Genomic DNA, 17,303 nt, shown 5'->3' with positions numbered 1-17,303 from the left:
TCAGAGCCGAGCGGCGAGGCGGTGGTAGGCGGCGCTCCACCGCAGTTCCCGTTGGAGCTCCTCGGGCGTGGTGGTCGCGTCGATGACGACGAGTTCCGTGCGCAGCATCTCGGCCAGCTCGCGGAACTCCTGCGTACCCACCGCCTTGGACAGCACCGTGTGGTGCGGACCGCCGGCGAGCAGCCAGCACTCGGCCGAGGTCGACAGGGTCGGGCGGGGCTCCCACACGGCGCACGCGACCGGGAGCAGGGGCAACGCCTCGTCGGGCTCGACGACGTCCACCTCGTTGAGGGTCAGGCGGAACCGGTCGCCGAGGTCGCTCAGGCCCACCACCACGGCGGGGCCGGGGGCGGCGGTGAACCGCAGCCGGACCGGGTCCTCCCGGTTGCCGATGCCGAGCGGGTGGACCTCGAGGGTGGGCCGGCGCCCGGCGATGCTGGGGCAGACCTCCAGCATGTGGGCGCCGAGGATCTTCTCCTGCCCCGGCACCAGGTGGTAGGTGTAGTCCTCCATGAAGCTGGTGCCACCGGGCCGGCCCGCCTCCATGGCCTTGGCGGCGCGCAGCAGGACGGCCGTCTTCCAGTCGCCCTCGCCGCCGAAGCCGTAGCCGTCGGCCATCAGCCGCTGCACGGCCAGGCCGGGCAGTTGGCGCAGCCCGCCGAGATCCTCGAAGTTGGTCGTGAAGGCGCGGAAGCCGCCGTCGGTGAGGAAGGTGCGCAGGGCCGCCTCGATCCGGGCGCCGTAGCGCAGCGAGTCGTGCCGGTCCCCGCCCGGGCGCAGTTCGGCGGCCACGTCGTAGCTGTCGAGGTATTCGCGCACCAGGTCGTCGACCACCGCCTCGGAGACCTGGTCGACGACCTCGACCAGCTCGCTCACCCCGTACGTGTTGACGGAGACCCCGAAGCGCAGCTGCGCCTCGACCTTGTCCCCCTCGGTGACGGCGACGTCGCGCATGTTGTCGCCGAACCGGGCCAGCCGCAGCGTCCGCAGCTCGTGCGCGCCGAGGGCGGCGCGGGCCCAGGTGGCGACGCGGTCGACGACCGCCGGGTTGCTCACGTGCCCGGCGACGATCTTGCGAGCCACGCCGAGCCGCGCGGTGAGGTAGCCGAACTCCCGGTCGCCGTGGGCGGCCTGGTTGAGGTTCATGAAGTCCATGTCGATGGTGGACCAGGGCAACTCCGCGCCGGCCTGGGTGTGCAGGTGCAGCATCGGCTTGCGCAGCGCGTCCATGCCCGCGATCCACATCTTCGCCGGGGAGAACGTGTGCATCCAGGTGATGACGCCGATGCACCCGCCGGCGGCGTTGGCCGCCAGGATCTGGGCGTGGATGGCGGCCGCGTCGGTGAGGACCGGCTTCCAGACGACCTTGGCGGGCAGCACGCCGCTCGCGTCGAGGTGCTTGGCGATCGCCTGCGACTGCTCGGCGACCTGGCGCAGCGTCTCCTCGCCGTACAGGTGCTGGCTGCCGGTCAGGAACCACAGCTCCGGGGCGGGGTGGGGGTCAGCACGCATGGGTGGGTCTCCTCGAGTTGCCGGGGCGGATCAACGCTGCCCGTAGACGTTCTGGTAGCGGTCGTAGAGGGAGTCGATGTCACGCTGACCGATGGGCAGCGGCTGGCCGAGCTGACGGGCGATGTGGACGGTGCGGGCGACGTCCTCGCACATGACGGCGGCCTTCACGGCGGCGCGGGCGTTCGGGCCGATGCTGAAGACACCGTGGTTGCGCATGAGCACCGCGGGCGACCGGCTCTGCGAGAGGGTCTGCACGATCCCGCGCCCGATGGAGTCGTCGCCGATGAGCGCGAACGGGCCGACGGGGATGTCGCCGCCGAACTCGTCGGCCATCATCGTCAGCACGCACGGGATCGGCTCGCCCCGCGAGGCCCAGGCCGTCGCGTACGTCGAGTGGGTGTGCACGACGCCGCCGACGTGCGGCATGTGGCGGTAGACGTAGGCCTGGGCGTCGGTGTCGGACGAGGGGGCGTGGTCACCGTCGACGACGGTGCCGTGCAGGTCGCAGACGACCATGTTCTCGGGGGTGAGCTTGTCGTACGCCACGCCGCTGGGCTTGATGACCATGAGGTCGCGGCCGGGGACGCGCGCCGACACGTTGCCGGCGGTCCACACCACGAGTTCGTAGTGCGTCAGCTCGGCGTGCAGCCGGCACACCTCCTCCCGGAGGTTGCGGATCGTCGCGTCGACGTCGGTCAGGACGGTCACGTCAGATCTCCTCTCGGGCGGCGCCGCCCAGGGCGGAGCGGCGGATCTCCTTGAGCCGCTTCATGACCGGGTTCGCGCCCCGGCCGAAGTAGTCGTGCAGCGTCAGGTACTCGGCGTACAGGGCGTCGTAGGCCGCCGCCCGCCCCTCGTCGGGCACGAACGCGGCCCGGGTGACGCGGCCCATGGTCTTGGCCGCGGTCGTGATACCGGGGTACGCGCCGGCGGCGACCGCGGCGTGGATCGCGGAGCCGAGGGCGGGGCCCTGCTCCGAGCGGAGGATCGACAGCGGCATCCGGGTGACGTCGGCGTAGATCTGCATGAGCAGGCGGTTCTTCGTGAGGCCGCCGGCGACGATGAGCTCCTCGACCGGCACGCCGCTGTCGCGGAAGGTCTCGAGGATCACCCGGGTGCCGAAGGCGGTGGCCTCCAGCAGCGCGCGGTAGACGTCCTCGGGACGGGTCGCGAGGGTCTGCCCCACGACGACTCCGGAGAGTTCGTGGTCGACGAGGACGGACCGGTTGCCGCTGTGCCAGTCCAGGGCGACCAACCCGTGCTCACCGACGGCCTGGCGGGCGGCCCGCTCGGTGAGCAGCTCGTGCACCGAGACGCCGCGTTCGGCCGCCTCGGCCTCGTACGCGGCGGGCACGCCCGTGCGGGTGAACCAGCCGAAGATGTCACCCACACCGGACTGCCCGGCCTCGTAGCCCCAGAGGCCCGGAACGATGCCGCCGTCCACGACGCCGCACATGCCCGGCACCTCGCGCAGCACGCTGCTGGACACGACGTGGCAGGTGGAGGTCCCCATGATGGCCACCATCTGGCCCGGCTCGGTCGCCTGGGCGGCGGGCGCGGTGACGTGGGCGTCGACGTTGCCGACGGCCACGGCGATCCCCTCGGGCAGCCCGGTCCAGGCAGCCGCCTGCGCGGTGAGCCGCCCGGCGGCCTCGCCGAGCTGGCCTACCGGGTGCGCGAGCTTGTCGACGACGAAGTCCGCGAAGCCGGGGTTGAGGGCGGCCAGGTACTCCGGTGTCGGGTACGTCCCGTCCTGGAGGATGCCCTTGTAGCCGGCGGTGCAGGCGTTGCGGACGTACCTGCCGCACAGCTGCCACACGATCCAGTCGGCGGCCTCCACCCAGCGCTCGGTCGCGGCGTACACCTCGGGGTCCTCCTCCAGGACCTGGAGCGCCTTGGCGAACTCCCACTCGGAGGAGATGAGCCCGCCGTAGCGTGGCAGCCACGCCTCCCCTCGCTGGCGGGCCAGCTCGTTGATGCGGTCGGCCTGCCCCTGGGCGGCGTGGTGCTTCCACAGCTTCACGTAGGCGTGCGGCCGGTCGGCGTACGGCGGCAGCTCGCACAGCGGTGTGCCGTCGGCGGTGGTCGGCAGGACGGTGCAGGCCGTGAAGTCGGTGGCGATGCCGATGACGTCGGCCGGGTCGATGCCCGCGTCCCGCACCGCGGCCGGCACCGCCACCCGGAGCACCTCGCGGTAGTCCTGGGGCACCTGCAACGCCCACTCCGGCGGCAGCGCCGGCCCGGCGGGGAGGGCGTCGGTGAGGACGGCGTGCGGGTACTCGTGCACGGCCGAGCCGAGTTCGGCGCCGTCCGACACCCGGACCACGAGGGCCCGGCCCGACAGGGTCCCGAAGTCGACGCCCACCACGTACTTGTCACTGGTCATGTGCTGGTCCTTGTCGGCGGCGTGGTGCTCTCGCGCACCACGAGCGTGGGAATGACCAACGGCGAGGGGTGCAGCTCCTCGCCCCTGATCGCCTGCGTGACGACCTCGATCGCACGGCGACCGACGGCGTCGAAGTCCTGCTGGATGGTGGTCAGCGGCGGGATGAGGTAGGCGGCCTCGGGGACGTCGTCGAACCCGACGACGGAGATGTCCTCGGGCACGCGCCGGCCCCGCTCGTGCAGCGCGCGCAGCACCCCGATGGCCATCTGGTCGTTGGCGGCGAACACCGCGGTGGTCTCGCTCATCTCCGAGATCCGCAGCCCGGCGGCGTACCCGCTGCGGGAACTCCAGTCGCCGGGTACGGGTTCGGCCGGGCGCAGGCCGGCCTCGGTCATGGCGAGGCGCCAGCCTTCGACGCGGGCGCGGGCCTCCGCCCAGTTGAGCGGGCCGCTGACGTGCACGATCTCCCGGTGCCCCAGCCCGAGGAGGTGCTCCGTCGCCAGGCGGGCCCCGAGCACCTGGTCCACGCCGACGGTGAGGGACGCCTTGGACAGGTCCCCCTCCACCACGACGAAGGGGACGCGGGAGGGCTGCATGCGGACGACCTCGAGGGCCTCGTCGTGGCCGGCGATCATGACGATGCCCTCCACGCCGACGCGCATGAGGTGCTCGGTGGCGTCGCTCAGGGCGTTCCTGGTCACCTCGCTGAGGCTCACCGAGGTGGCGAAGAACCCGGCGGAGCGCGCCGCGTCCTCGACGCTGCGGTGGATGCTGGTCGGGCCGAACAAGGTCCGGGCCGTGCCGATGATGCCGATCATCCCGGAGCGTCCGCGCACCAGCGCGCGGGCGGCGGTGTTGGGGCGGTAGCCGAGCCGTTCGATGGCCTGGAGGACCCGCTCCCGGGTTTCCGGCTTGATGCTGGGCGATCCGTTGATCACCCGTGACACGGTCTGATGGGACACGCCCGCCAGGCGGGCGACGTCGGCCATCACCGGCGCCCGGGAGGCAGCCGTCACCGCTGCCTCCGCATGGAGATTCGCTGCATGACGACGAAGAGGAGCAGCAGGGTTCCGATCGCGATTTTCGTCCACCATGAGCTGAGCGTGCCCTGGAAGGAGATCAGGGTTTGGATGACGCCCAGGACGAGCACGCCGAGCAGCGAGCCCAGGACGTAGCCGACGCCGCCGGAGAGCAGGGTGCCGCCGATGACGGTGGCGGCGATGGCGTCCAGCTCCATGCCGACGGCGTGCAGTCCGTAGCCGGAGAGCATGTAGAGCGAGAAGAGGAGCCCCGCGAGCGCGGAGCAGAGCCCGCTGATGACGTAGACGCCGACCTTCACCCGGGCGACGGGCAGGCCCATGAGGGTGGCGGAGCCCTCGTTGCCGCCGATGGCGTACGCCGTGCGGCCGAAGCGGGTGCGGTGCAGCACCCAGACGGCCACCGCCACGACGGCCAGGGCGAGGACCACGCTCCAGGTGATCGTCACGTCACCGGTCAGCGGGATGGCCGTGGTGGCGAAGGTGCGGAACGTCGGGTCCTTGATGGAGATCGACTCGACGCTCACGACGAAGCACAGACCGCGGGCGAGGAACATCCCGGCGAGCGTCACGATGAACGGCTGGATCTCGAAGTAGTGGATGACCAGGCCCATGAGCAGGCCGAGTGTCGATCCCATGAGCAGCACCAGCAGCACCACGAGCGGCATGGGGATGCCCGCCCGCAGGCCGGCGGCGGCCACCATGGTCGACAGCGCGACCACGGCGCCCACCGACAGGTCGATGCCGCCGGTGACGATGACGAAGGTCATGCCGACGGCGAGGACGATGAGGAAGGCGTTGTCGATGAACAGGTTGGCCACGACCTGGCCGGACATGAACCCGTCGTAGCGGGCGGTGCCGACCCCGAAGAGGAGCACGAACAGCACGAACGTGGCGATCACGGGGACGACCCGGGCGGAGAGCGACCGGCCGTTCGGAAGGGCTCCGATCGGGGCCTTGCCCTTGACGGGCGCTGTCGAGGTCGTCATGGCTGGGCCACCTTCTCCACCATGGGCGTGGTCGGGGTCTGCGGGTGCTGCGGGGCGTCGGTCCCGGCGTCGGGCGGCGCGTGGCGTCGCCGGGTGCGGCGCAGCAGGGCGGCCCGCGCCTTGGGCGCCTGGAGCAGGCACACGGCGATGACGACGACGGCCTTGAAGACCAGCGTGATCTCGGGGGCGATGCCCATGCTGTAGACGGTCGTGGTGAGCGTCTGGATGATGAGCGCCCCGAGCAGGGTGCCGGTGAGGCTGTAGCGGCCACCGGCGAGCGAGGTGCCGCCGATCACGACGGCGAGGATGGCGTCCATCTCGATCCAGAGCCCGGCGTTGTTGGCGTCGGCGGCGCTGACGTTCGAGCTGATCATCAGGCCGGCGACGCCCGCGCAGATCGCGGCGAACACGTAGACCGTCCACTGGATGGTGGCCGAGCGCAGGCCGGCCAGCCGGCTGGCCTCGGGATTGATGCCGACGGACTCGATGAGCAGGCCGAGCGCGGTTTTGCGGGTCACGAGGGCGACGAGCGCGAACACGGCGACGGCGATGAGGATCGAGACGGGCAGCAGCAGGAAACCGGCCCCGACCGTACGGAAGGTCGGGTTGCGTACGGTGATGATCTGGCCGTCGGTGATGAGCATGGCGATGCCCCGGCCGGCCGTCATGAGCACGAGCGTCGCGATGATCGGTTGGATGCGCAGGGCGGCCACGAGGAATCCGTTCCACAGGCCGAGCACGGCGCACAGCGCCAGGGCGATGCCCATGCCGGCCAGGGCGGTGCCGGCGCTGGTCGGGTCGCCCGCTCCGGCGATGAACCAGCAGGTGACCGCGCCGGAGATGGCGACGACGGCGCCGACCGAGAGGTCGATGCCCCGGGTGGCGATGACCAGGCACATGCCGAGGGCGATGAGCATGGTCGGCGCGCCGTTCTTCAGGATGTCGATGAGGCTGCCGTAGAGGTGGCCGTCCTGGATGCGCAGGGCCAGGAACGACGGGCGTACGACGGCGTTGGCGGCGAGCAGCAGCACGAGGGCCACGAGGGGCCAGAGCAGCCCGCTGTCGCGGAACCGGTCGAGGGCGCGCGTGGAGGTCATGCCGCCACCGCCTCGGAGGACTCGTCGACGTGGGCGATGAGCCGCATGATGTCGTCCACGGTCGCGTGCTGGTCGAGTTCGGCGACCTTGGCCCGGTCCTTCATCACCACCACGCGGTGGCTCAGGCGCACGACCTCTTCGAGCTCCGCGGAGATGTAGACCACGCCCATGCCTTCCTGCGCGAGCTCGGCGACGAGCTTCTGGATCTGCGCCTTGGCCCCGACGTCGATGCCGCGGGTCGGCTCGTCGAGGATGAGCAGCTTCGGCCGGGTGACCAGCCAGCGGGCGAGCAGCACCTTCTGCTGGTTGCCGCCGGAGAGCCGGCCGACGAGCGCGTCGGGGTTCGCCGGGCGGATGTCGAGCGCCTTGATCCACTTCTCGACCAGTTGGTCCTTGGTCCGTCGCGGGATGGGCCGGGCCCAGCCGTTGGCGGCCTGCATGGCGAGGATCAGGTTGTCGCGGATGCTGAGGTCGGCCACGACGCCCTCGCCCTTGCGGTCCTCGGAGCAGAAGGCGATGCCGGCGGCGATGGCGGCGCGGGGGCTGCGCAGGTGGACCGCCTTGCCGTCGACGGTCACCTGACCGCTGTCGGGCCGGTCGGCGCCGAACAGCAGCCGGGCGAGTTCGGTGCGGCCGGAGCCGAGGAGGCCGGCGAGGCCCACGACCTCGCCGCGGTTGATCTGGAGGTCGAACGGGGCGACGGAGCCCTTGCGGCCGACGCCGGTGGCCTTGAGCAAGGGGACGCTGCTGGCCTCCTCCCCGGCCTGTTCGGCGAGTCGCTCGACCTCGGCCAGCGTGCCGAGCTCCCGTCCGATCATCAGGGAGACGAGGTCGAGCCGGCTGAGTTCGGCGGTGCGGTACTCCCCCACGAGCCGGCCGTTGCGCAGCACGGTCATCCGGTCGGAGATCTCGTAGACCTGCTCGATGAAGTGGGAGACGAAGAGGATGGCGACGCCGCGTTCCCGCAGGACGCGCATGATGCGGAAGAGTTCGGCGACCTCGTCCTGGTCGAGGCTGGAGGTCGGCTCGTCGAGGATGAGGACCTTCGCGTCCACGGCGACGGCGCGCGCGATGGCCACGAGCTGCTGGACGGCGATGGGGTGCTCGGCGAGGACGGACCTCGGGTCGATGTGCAGGCCCATGTCGGCGAGCAGTTGCGCGGCGCGGGCCCGGGTGGCTCTGCCGTCGATGGCGCCGAAGCGCCGGGGTTCGCGTCCGAGCAGGATGTTCTCGGCGACGGTGAGGTTGGGGCAGAGGTTCACCTCCTGGTAGACGGTGCTGATCCCCGCGTCCTGGGCCTCTGCCGGGCCGGAGAAGGACACCGTCCTCCCCTCGAGGGTCGTGACGCCGGCGGCCGGGGTGTAGACACCGGTCAACGCCTTGATGAGGGTCGACTTTCCGGCGCCGTTCTCGCCCATGAGGGCGTGCACCTCGCCGGGGAGCAGCCGGAAGTCCACCTCCTGCAGGGCCTTCACGCCCGGGAACTCGACCGAGATCCCGCGCATCCGCACCAGGGCGGCCGGTTCGGCCGCGTCCGGTGCCTGCTTCGCGTCCACCGACATGGTGGTCCTCCATCAGGTGCTACGTGCCATGGCCGGCCACGGGCCGGACGTCGGGGGTGGGCGCCCCCGCCGTCCGGGTGGACGGCGGGGGCGCCGGTGGGCGGGGTCCGCCCGACCTCAGTACTTGCGGTTGGGCAGCTCGGTCTTCGCCTGCTCCTGAGTGAACGTCGTCTCCTCGGTCACCACGCGCGGCGGCACCTCCTCGCCGTTGACGACCTTCTTGGCGAGCTCCATGAGCTGGGGGCCGAGGAGCGGGTTGCACTCCACGATGAAGTTGATCTTCCCGTCGGCGAGGGCCTGCATGCCGTCACGCACGGCGTCAACCGTGATGATCTTGATGTCGACACCCGGCTTCTTGCCGGCCGCCTCGATGGCCTCGATCGCGCCCAGACCCATGTCGTCGTTGTGGGCGTACACCACGTCGATCTTCGGGTTGGACTTGAGGAACGCCTCCATCACCTGCTTGCCGCCGGAGCGGGTGAAGTCACCGGTCTGCGAGGCGATCACCTTGATCTGCGGGGCGGCCTTGATGGCCTCGGCGAAGCCCTCCTTGCGGTCGATGGCGGGAGCGGCGCCGGTGGTGCCCTGGAGCTCGACGACGTTGACCTCCGGCTTGCCGGCCGACTCCTTGACCAGCCACTCGCCCGCCTTCTTGCCCTCCTCCACGAAGTCCGAGCCGAGGAAGGTCTTGTAGAGCGAGGTGTCCTCCGAGTCGACCGCGCGGTCGGTGAGGATCACGGGGATGTTGGCGCGCTTGGCCTCCAGCAGCACGGCGTCCCAGCCGGTCTCGACGACCGGGCTGAAGGCGATGACGTCGACCTTCTGCTGGATGTAGCTGCGGATCGCCTTGATCTGGTTCTCCTGCTTCTGTTGAGCGTCGGAGAACTTGAGCTCGATCCCGGCCTCCTTGGCCGAGTCCTGGACGGACTTCGTGTTGGCCGTACGCCAGCCGGACTCGGCGCCGACCTGGGCGAAGCCCATCGTGATGGTGTCATTGCCGGAGCCGCCCGCTCCGGACGAGGACGACTCACCGCCACACGCGGTCAGGCTCGCGGCCAGCACCACGCCGGCGACGACCGCGAGGAACTTCTTCGACATCGGTCTTTCCTCCAACTTTCTGACGCCTTGGTGGGCCCTTCCGTGCGGCCGGCACCGCGCTCCGCCGCCTGGCAGCCACTGCCCATCTGGCGCAGAAGTGTGAGCGTTAACATCAAGTCGTGTCAACCCCCCGTGTCCACTTTGTCAACGGGAGATGTCCTCGCAGGTGGGAGTATTGACACGATCGAATGCAATGCGTATGTTGACCCTCGCCTCAGCGCATGTTAACGCTCACTTCGCAGGTCACGCGTCCACCGCCGGCCCCGTGACCGCCCCGACATCACCCGGGCCACCCACCGATGCCCGGTCGCCGGAGCTGTCCGACCGGCCCGGTGTCGACGTCCGCCACGACAAGGGCAGCCTGACGGTGGGCGGACCGTCCGGTTCCAGGTCGACGTTCTGGCTGAGCCGACGGCGCACGGGCCCCACCGCGAACCGGTGCGGTCGGCCGGGTCACGGCTCGTCGCGTCGAACGACCCCCGCGGCCCGGCCCGTCGGGGCCGCTCTTGCCTCCCGATCATTCGCGGGCGTAGGAAGAACAACACCGCCGCGCCCCGACCCCTGATCCACCGCCACCGCCGGCGCGGCGCACCGTCCCCTCCGTCCACCATCGAAGGAAATGCGTGTGACCCTCCCCCGACGGCTCCGTCTCGCCGCGTCGGTGCTGGCGACCGCCGGTCTGGTGCTGGCCGGCACCGCCGCGGCCGCGGCGCCCCCGCTACGGCCCCAGCCCCCCGCGCACGGCGACTGCGACCCGATCGACCCGACCGCCTGCCTCCTGCCGTTCCCGAACGACTACTTCACCGTTCCCGACCCGGCCAGCCCCACCGGCAAACGGGTGCGGTTCGCGCCCTCCTCGATGCCGGCCAACGTGCAGGGCAGCCCGATCGACCCGACCGAGTGGAACCGGCAGGACGGGTTCAGCCCGGGCTCGCCGATCCTGGTGCACGTGCCCCGACTCGACGCCACGGCGACGGGGATCGCGCCGGTCACCGACATCGGCCGCTCCCTGGCCCGGGACGCGCCGATCGTGCTGCTCGACACCACCACCGGTCAGCGCACGCCCTACTGGGCCGAGTTGGACGCGCACGCCGCCGACCGACCCGACCGGCAGGTGCTCATCATCCGGCCGGCGGTCGCGCTGACCGAGGGCGCCCGGTATGTCGTGGGCCTGCGCGACATGCGCGACGGTGACCACGCGCGCATCCCGGCGCCGAGGGCGTTCCGGGCGTACGTCACCGGCGGCGGGATCTCACCCCGCGACCGTCGCGCCCCACAGATGAAGCGGATCCTCGCCGACCTCGGCCGGGCCGGGGTCAAGCGCGGCGAGCTCTACCTGGCGTGGGACTTCACGGTGGCGAGCCGGAAGGGCCTGACCGGGCGGATGCTGGCCGTGCGCGACGACGCGTTCGGCCGGCTCGGCCGGGCCGCGCCGACGTTCACGGTCGACCAGGTCACCGACTACACCCCGGAGCAGGACCCGCGGATCGCCCGGCAGGTGACCGGCACCGTCGACGTGCCGTCCTACCTGACCGGCGACGGCGGCCCCGGCTCGCGGTTGCACTACGGGCCGGCCCACGGTGACGGGACCGCGCGCACGCCGTACGCCCTGCCCACACCGTCGGGCACCACGCTGCGGGCGGACTTCGTCTGCAACATCCCGCGCAGCGCCTCCGCCGCCCGGCCCGCGCACCTGTCGCTCTACGGGCACGGCCTGCTCGGCCGGCCCACCGAGATCAACGCGGGCAACGTCAAGACCATGTCGGCCACGTACGACTTCACCTTCTGCGCGACCAGCTGGATCGGCATGGCGGCGGCCGACGTCCCGTTCGTGGCCGGCGCCTTCACCGACCTCAGCGTCTTCCCCGCGGTGGCGGACCGGCTCCAGCAGAGCTTCCTGAACTTCCTCTTCCTGGGCCGGACGATGATCCACCGCGGTGGGTTCGCCGCGCACCCGGCGTTCCAGGACACCCGGGGGCGTCCGCTGATCGACGTGCGGGGTGGGCTGCACTACGACGGCAACAGCCAGGGCGGCATCAACGGCGGCGCGCTCACCGCCGTCGCGCAGGACTGGACGCGCTCGGTGCTCGGTGTGCCCGGTATGAACTACTCGACGCTGTTGCAGCGCAGCGTCGACTTCGCGCAGTTCCAGCAGATCATGGACGGGTACTACCCGGACCGGGTCGACCAGCAGCTGATCTTCGCGCTGTTGCAGATGCTGTGGGACCGCGCCGAGGCCAACGGGTACGCCCAGCACATGACCGACGACCCGCTGCCGCGTACGCCGGCGCACCAGGTGTTGATGCACGTGGCCTTCGGCGACCACCAGGTCTCGCCCGCCGCGGCCGAGGTCGAGGCGCGCACCATCGGCGCCCGCCTGCACACCCCGGCTCTCGCCCCCGGCTGGTCGCACGACGTGGAGCCGTACTGGGGCATCCCGCCGATCCGCCGGTACCCGTACGCGGGCTCGGCGATCGTGATCTGGAACAGCGGCGCGACGTCGGCGCCACCGCCGACGAACCTCGCCCCGGTCGGCCCCGAGTACGGCGACGACCCGCACGAGCACCCGCGCGCCCAGCCGGGCGCGCAGCGGCAGAAGGCGGTCTTCCTGCTCACCGGCAAGGTCGTCGACGTGTGCGGGGGCGGCCCCTGCGCGTGATCGCGGCACGAGACGGTGCCGGGCGACGGAGGGTGGAGTCGCCCGGCACCGCCGTGCCGTGGAGAGCGGCCGGAGAACACCCTCCACGGGTGCCGTCGGGTCCCGCGTCGCTCGTGTCCGCGCCGCGGCCCGACGGCGGGTCAGGTCAGGGCAGCACCTTCCAGGCCCGCGTGATGGTCTGGTCGATGCGATTGCCGTCGCGGTCGGTCGCGGTGACCCGGACGGTGGCGAACCGAGCGCCGGCCGGGGCGGCCGGCATGGTGGCGGTCACGGTCCCATCGCCGCGTGTGGGCACGGCGTGCCAGTGGGCCCCGTCGTCGTGGGACACCCACACCCGCACCTCGAACCGGCCGCGGCCGGTCGCGCCCGGCTGGTAGCCCGGCGTGAGCCGCAGCGGGTACGGCCGCCCGGCGCGGACGGCGTTGGTCAGGTCCGTCCCGATCGCGTACCCGATCTGGGGCAGCGGCAGCACCGACGGCTGCTCCCCCTTCGGCCGCTGGGAGCGGAACGTCCAGGTGGTGGACGTCGCGATCGAGGTGGTCCACCAGACACGGTCGGGGAAGGTGTCCCGGGTGACGTCCAGCGTGAGCTGGTAGGTCCGGTTGCCGTTGTCGACGGTGAACTGGTGCGACGACGCGGTGGTGGTGCCGATGACCCGGTCGCCGCGGCGCAGCGTCAACCGCGCCCGGTCGGACCGCCCGTCGATCCAGCCGTACGTGCCGGCGGCGCCGTCGGCGTACTGGGGGACGGCCACCCGGATGGTGTCGTGCCAACGGTTGATCGGGGTGCCGTGCGCGTAGTCGGGCGAGGCCGCCGGCACGGCGGGTCGGGTCAGGGCGGGGAACCACACCGCTCGCGCCCGTTCGCCGGGGGCGTACGCCCGCAGCGGGCCGTGCATGGCGCCCTGGGTGCCGCCGAGGTTCTCGGCCTCGGCGGTGGCCTCCGCCCGCCAGAGCACCCCGCCGGTGACGTGGTCGGTGCGCCGCTGCCCGGCAGTCACCGGCCGGTTGAACGAGAACGCGACGTCCACCCCGGTCGGGTAGCCGGCCCGCGACTCCAGCGCCCGCAGGTCCGACCCGTGCTGGTGGAACTCGCTCTCCACGGTGGCCAGCGCCAGTTCCCGCGGCGTGTAGTGCAGGTCGGCGGGGATCCGGCCGGGCTCGGCGAGCAGCAGGTCGTAGTGGTAGGGACTGCGCGCCACACCCGTGAGGGCGAGCGTGGTCGCGCCGGCGGCCAACCGCTCGCGCAGCCGTCGGCCCTCGTCGTGGTCGATCTGGTAGGCGGGCACCGACGAGCCGGCGCCGTTCGGGAGGATCGTGACCGGTTCGGTGGGTGCGAAGAAGACGACCGTCGCGCCGGCCTCGGCGGCGGCCCGCAGCTGTCGGGCGACCGCCTCGTCATCGACGTACCGCAGCAGCAGCGCGGCGCCGCGGGCCGCGCCCAGCTCGGCCGGCGTGCCGTCGCCGCCGTCGACCAGCGGCAGGGTGCGGACGCCGTCGAGCAGTGGCGCGTTGTCGACGGGCAGTGGACGGGTCAGGCGGAAGCCCCCGGCACCGGTCACCCGGGCGGTCAGTTCGGGTGCGCTCAGGTCCCATCGGCTGAAGAACTGGAACGTGCCGGTCTGCACCGGCCGGGTGGGCACGGCGTAGACCCGCCGGACGTTGCGCGGGTTGAACGACCAGCCGGACACGGTCGAGTGGGGGCCGGCGGTGCGCTGCCAGGAGACCGCGCCACGGGTGACGACCGTCGCGTCGGGGGTGTCCATGCGGATCTCGTGGCCGGCGCGCGCGTCGAAGCGGACGGTGCGGTCCCGGTCCACGACGAGTTCGGGCTCGCCGGTGAATGTGAGGTCCTTCTCGACGCCGCTGGCGTCCAGGCTGTGCACGTACGCCATCACCGCGTACCGGCCGGCCGGCAGCTCCACTCTGGCCGGGGCGCCGGTGAAGAACGCGTAGGACAACTGCCCGGTGTCGAGGTTCCACAGCTCGGCGCGGCTGCTGAATCCGGATGCCGGCCGGCCGTCCCGGTCGGTCGCCTCGATGGTGAGCGTCCGCGTCGGCGGGGTCACGGTGACGCCGACGGGAGTGCGCAGCCGCTGGCCGGCAGCGGTCGCGGTGAGCGTCCCGGCGTACCGGTTCGGGCTGGTCGCCGTGGCGTCCAGCCGTACCGTCGCGGTCGCGCGCCCCCCGGCGGGGACGGTGAGCCGGGCGGGCGTGACGGTCAGCGCGGCGGCCCGGCCGGTGGCACCGGTGTCGGCGGCGGTCACGGCGAGATCCAGGGTGACCCGCTCGCGGCCGGTGTTGCGGTAGACCACCTCGGCGGTGCGGGGTGCGGCACCGGCGGGCACCTGCCCGAGCACGAGGTTGGCGGTGTCGACCCGGACGGTCTGCGCCAGCGCCGCCGGCACGTCGACCCGACCGACGCCCTGCGCCCAGACCGGTGCGCTGCCGCCCGGCCGGGCGCTGGCGACCAGTGCGGCCTTGAGCTGCTCGCCCCGCCAGTCGGGATGGGCCTGTGCGAGCAGCGCCGCCGCGCCGGCCACGTGCGGCGCGGCCATGGAGGTGCCGGACATCGCGGTGTAGGAGGCGTCGACCACCTCCCCGAGGGAGGTGCCCGCGGCGCGCGCCGCGACGATCCCCACGCCCGGTGCGGTGATCTCGGGTTTGACGGCGCCGTCGTCGGCGCGCGGCCCTCGGCTGGAGAAGTCGGCGAGTTCGTCCCGGTCGGAGACGGCGCCGACGGTCAGGGCGGCGGTGGCGGTGCCGGGCGTGCCGAGGGTCTGTGCGCCGGGGCCGGAGTTGCCGGCGCTCACCACGAAGAGGGCGCCGGAGGTGGCGCTCAACGCGTCGACGGCCTCGCTGACCGGGTCCGGCCCGTACGCGGGCGCGCCGAGGCTCAGGTTGACCACGCGGGCACCGTGGTCGACCGCCCACTCCATGCCGGCGATGACCGCCGAGAGGTCGCCGGAGCCGGTGTCGTCGAGGACCTTGCCGATGAGCAGCCGGGCACCCGGGGCGACGCCCTTGCCGCCGGCCCGTCCCGCACGTCCGCTGCCGGCGATGGTGGCCGCGACGTGGGTGCCGTGCCCGACCCGGTCGATCGCCGTCGGGGTGTCGGAGGTGAAGTCGGCGGTCGCCGCGACGCGTCCGGCGAGGTCGGGGTGCGTGGGGTCGTAGCCGCTGTCGAGCACGGCCACGGTGACCCCCCGCCCGTCGTACCCGGCCTGCCACGCCGCGGGCGCGCCGATCCGCGGCACGCTGTCGGTCAGGTCGGCGCGGACCCGCCGGTCCAGCCAGACACGTCGGGCACCGCCGGCGAGGGTGCGCGGGCCGGTGGTCAGCGAGTCCCAGAGCGCCGCCACCTCGGTCTTGGGTTCGGTGACGGCGACCGCCCCGATGCTGGACAGGACGCGGGTGCGGGTGGCGCCGGGCGGTGCCTCGGGGACGGCCGCGCGGGTCCGGGCGGTGGCGGGCGCCCCGGCGACGAGCAGCGGGAGGGTCGGGCTGGCCGCGTCGTGGTAGCCGTCGGCGACGAGGTCCGTGATGTTGAACAGGGCCTGGTCGACGAGGCCGGCGGAGACGTACGGCAACGCCTCGTCCGGCACGACGTAGACGTCACCGTCGCGTTCGGACAGGTGGAAGCCGCGCCGGTCGGCGCGTCCCCGGTCGTCGATGCTGGCCTGCTGCCGGCCGTCGGCGAAGCGGGTGAGTCGGACGACGTCGCCGGTGATCAGCGTGACGGTGTGGGTCGCTCCGCCGGGTGGGGCTGGCGCAACTGTGTCAGTCGCGGTGGCGGCGCCGGCCGGTGGCATGGCGGTGAGGACGGTGATGACAGCCACCGTGACGGCGAGCACCTTGCGTAATGAACCGACCACAGTATCCCCCTTGACGTGCCGGCGGTACGGCAGGCAGCGTCACACTTCGTCAGGGAGGCGGGAAGGATCTAGGGCCAGCGCAGCTGCGCCATGGCCCAGATGCGCCAGGGAGGACGATCGTGCTGGGACCGGCGGGGCTGAGCGTCGCGGAGGAGTCCACCTACCTGGCGCTGGTGCGGCAGGGTGGGGCCGCGGTGACGCAGCTCGCCACGCGGACCGGTCTCACCGTCGCCCAGGTCCGCCGTGCCGTGCTCTCCCTGCACCGCAAGGGTTTCGTGCACCACACGCCGGGTCCGGAGGAGCGGGTCGTGCCGGTGCCTCCGGAGTTGGCTGTGGAGCAGCAGGTCCGCCGACGGCAGGAGGAGCTGGAGGGCGTGCGGGCGGCGGCGCGGCGGCTCGCGCAGGAGGCCCGTAGCCGGGCCGCCAACCGGCGTACCGAGGAGCTCATCGAGATCGTCTCCGGTCGGGCGGCGGTCGCGCAGGCCTTCGAGCGGTTGCAGCACGTCGCCCGGCGGCAGATGCGGGTGCTGGTCGCTCCGCCGTACGCGGTGCCGAAGGCGGTCAACCGCCAGCAGCTCGACCGGCAGGCCGCCGGGGTCGTCTACCGGGCGGTGTACGACACGGACGCGCTGACCGACCGGACGATGCTGGAGAGCGTCGTCGTCCACGTGCAGGAGGGTGAGCAGGCCCGGCTGGCGTACGGCCTGCCGACGAAGCTCGCCGTCGCCGACCGGGAGCTGGCCCTGCTGCCGTTGGCGTGGACGCAGTCGGCGCACGACGCGGCGCTGCTGGTGCACCCGTGCGGCCTGCTCGACGCGCTGATCGCGCTCTTCGAGACGGTGTGGAACCAGGCCACCCCGCTGTCCGTGGCCGACTCCAGCGGGCTGGCCGCCGCCGTACCGGTGTCGGCCACGGACCGGCACCTGCTGTCCCTGCTCGTCGCCGGCCTGACCGACGAGGCGGTGGCCGCTCGTCTGGGGGTCAGCCGCCGCACGGTGGTTCGCCGGGTGCAGCACCTCATGGAGTTGACGAACTCCCGGTCGCGGATGCAGCTGGGGTGGCAGGCCCGCGAACGCGGCTGGCTCTAGG

The 17,303-nt window shown here is 72.5% G+C and carries 11 protein-coding genes; 2 read left to right on the top strand and 9 right to left on the bottom strand.

Annotated features, from left to right (window positions below; all coding sequences use genetic code 11):
- From araA to SM573_RS17725, 8 genes are all read right to left on the bottom strand, one after another.
- Complete coding sequence (gene araA / locus SM573_RS17760) at nucleotides 1-1,512, bottom strand: L-arabinose isomerase (protein ID WP_474616611.1); 1,512 nt, start codon at nucleotides 1,510-1,512, stop codon at nucleotides 1-3.
- Nucleotides 1,513-1,542: 30 nt separating this feature from the next.
- Nucleotides 1,543-2,220 (bottom strand): L-ribulose-5-phosphate 4-epimerase, encoded by a 678-nt coding sequence (locus SM573_RS17755; protein ID WP_474609864.1) that lies wholly within the window; start codon nucleotides 2,218-2,220, stop codon nucleotides 1,543-1,545.
- 1 nt (nucleotide 2,221) lies between these two features.
- A complete protein-coding gene (gene araB, locus SM573_RS17750; RefSeq protein WP_474609865.1) occupies nucleotides 2,222-3,898 on the bottom strand; it encodes a ribulokinase in 1,677 nt (558 codons plus the stop codon).
- Nucleotides 3,895-4,914, bottom strand: coding sequence for a LacI family DNA-binding transcriptional regulator (locus tag SM573_RS17745; protein WP_474609866.1), 1,020 nt, complete (start codon nucleotides 4,912-4,914; stop codon nucleotides 3,895-3,897). The genes araB and SM573_RS17745 overlap by 4 nt, the downstream gene beginning before the upstream one ends.
- Nucleotides 4,911-5,924: a galactofuranose ABC transporter, permease protein YjfF gene (yjfF, locus tag SM573_RS17740; protein ID WP_474609867.1), complete on the bottom strand. Its 1,014-nt coding sequence runs from the start codon at nucleotides 5,922-5,924 to the stop codon at nucleotides 4,911-4,913. Before yjfF ends, SM573_RS17745 begins: the two co-directional genes overlap by 4 nt.
- Complete coding sequence (locus SM573_RS17735) at nucleotides 5,921-7,021, bottom strand: ABC transporter permease (protein WP_474609868.1); 1,101 nt, start codon at nucleotides 7,019-7,021, stop codon at nucleotides 5,921-5,923. Before SM573_RS17735 ends, yjfF begins: the two co-directional genes overlap by 4 nt.
- Nucleotides 7,018-8,583 (bottom strand): sugar ABC transporter ATP-binding protein, encoded by a 1,566-nt coding sequence (locus tag SM573_RS17730; protein WP_474609869.1) that lies wholly within the window; start codon nucleotides 8,581-8,583, stop codon nucleotides 7,018-7,020. The genes SM573_RS17735 and SM573_RS17730 overlap by 4 nt, the downstream gene beginning before the upstream one ends.
- A gap of 117 nt (nucleotides 8,584-8,700) precedes the next feature.
- The gene (locus SM573_RS17725) at nucleotides 8,701-9,681 is read right to left on the bottom strand and encodes an ABC transporter substrate-binding protein (protein ID WP_474609870.1); all 981 of its coding nucleotides are present in this window, start codon (nucleotides 9,679-9,681) and stop codon (nucleotides 8,701-8,703) included.
- Between the two features lie 619 nt (nucleotides 9,682-10,300).
- On the opposite strand from SM573_RS17725, the gene SM573_RS17720 reads away from it, so the two are divergent.
- Nucleotides 10,301-12,340, top strand: coding sequence for a hypothetical protein (locus SM573_RS17720; protein WP_474616610.1), 2,040 nt, complete (start codon nucleotides 10,301-10,303; stop codon nucleotides 12,338-12,340).
- Between the two features lie 145 nt (nucleotides 12,341-12,485).
- Here SM573_RS17720 and SM573_RS17715 read toward each other — a convergent pair whose 3' ends face one another.
- The gene (locus tag SM573_RS17715) at nucleotides 12,486-16,178 is read right to left on the bottom strand and encodes a S8 family serine peptidase (RefSeq protein ID WP_474616609.1); all 3,693 of its coding nucleotides are present in this window, start codon (nucleotides 16,176-16,178) and stop codon (nucleotides 12,486-12,488) included.
- Between the two features lie 155 nt (nucleotides 16,179-16,333).
- Here SM573_RS17715 and SM573_RS17710 point away from each other — a divergent pair, with 155 nt between their 5' ends.
- Entirely contained in the window at nucleotides 16,334-17,302 is a 969-nt protein-coding gene (locus tag SM573_RS17710) for a TrmB family transcriptional regulator (RefSeq protein ID WP_474609873.1), read from the top strand.
- Nucleotide 17,303 lies beyond the last annotated feature (1 nt).

It is taken from the genome of Micromonospora xinjiangensis, from assembly GCF_056150165.1.
The sequence above is the reverse complement of the archived record's forward strand: the minus strand, read 5'-3'. Positions and strand labels throughout refer to the sequence as shown.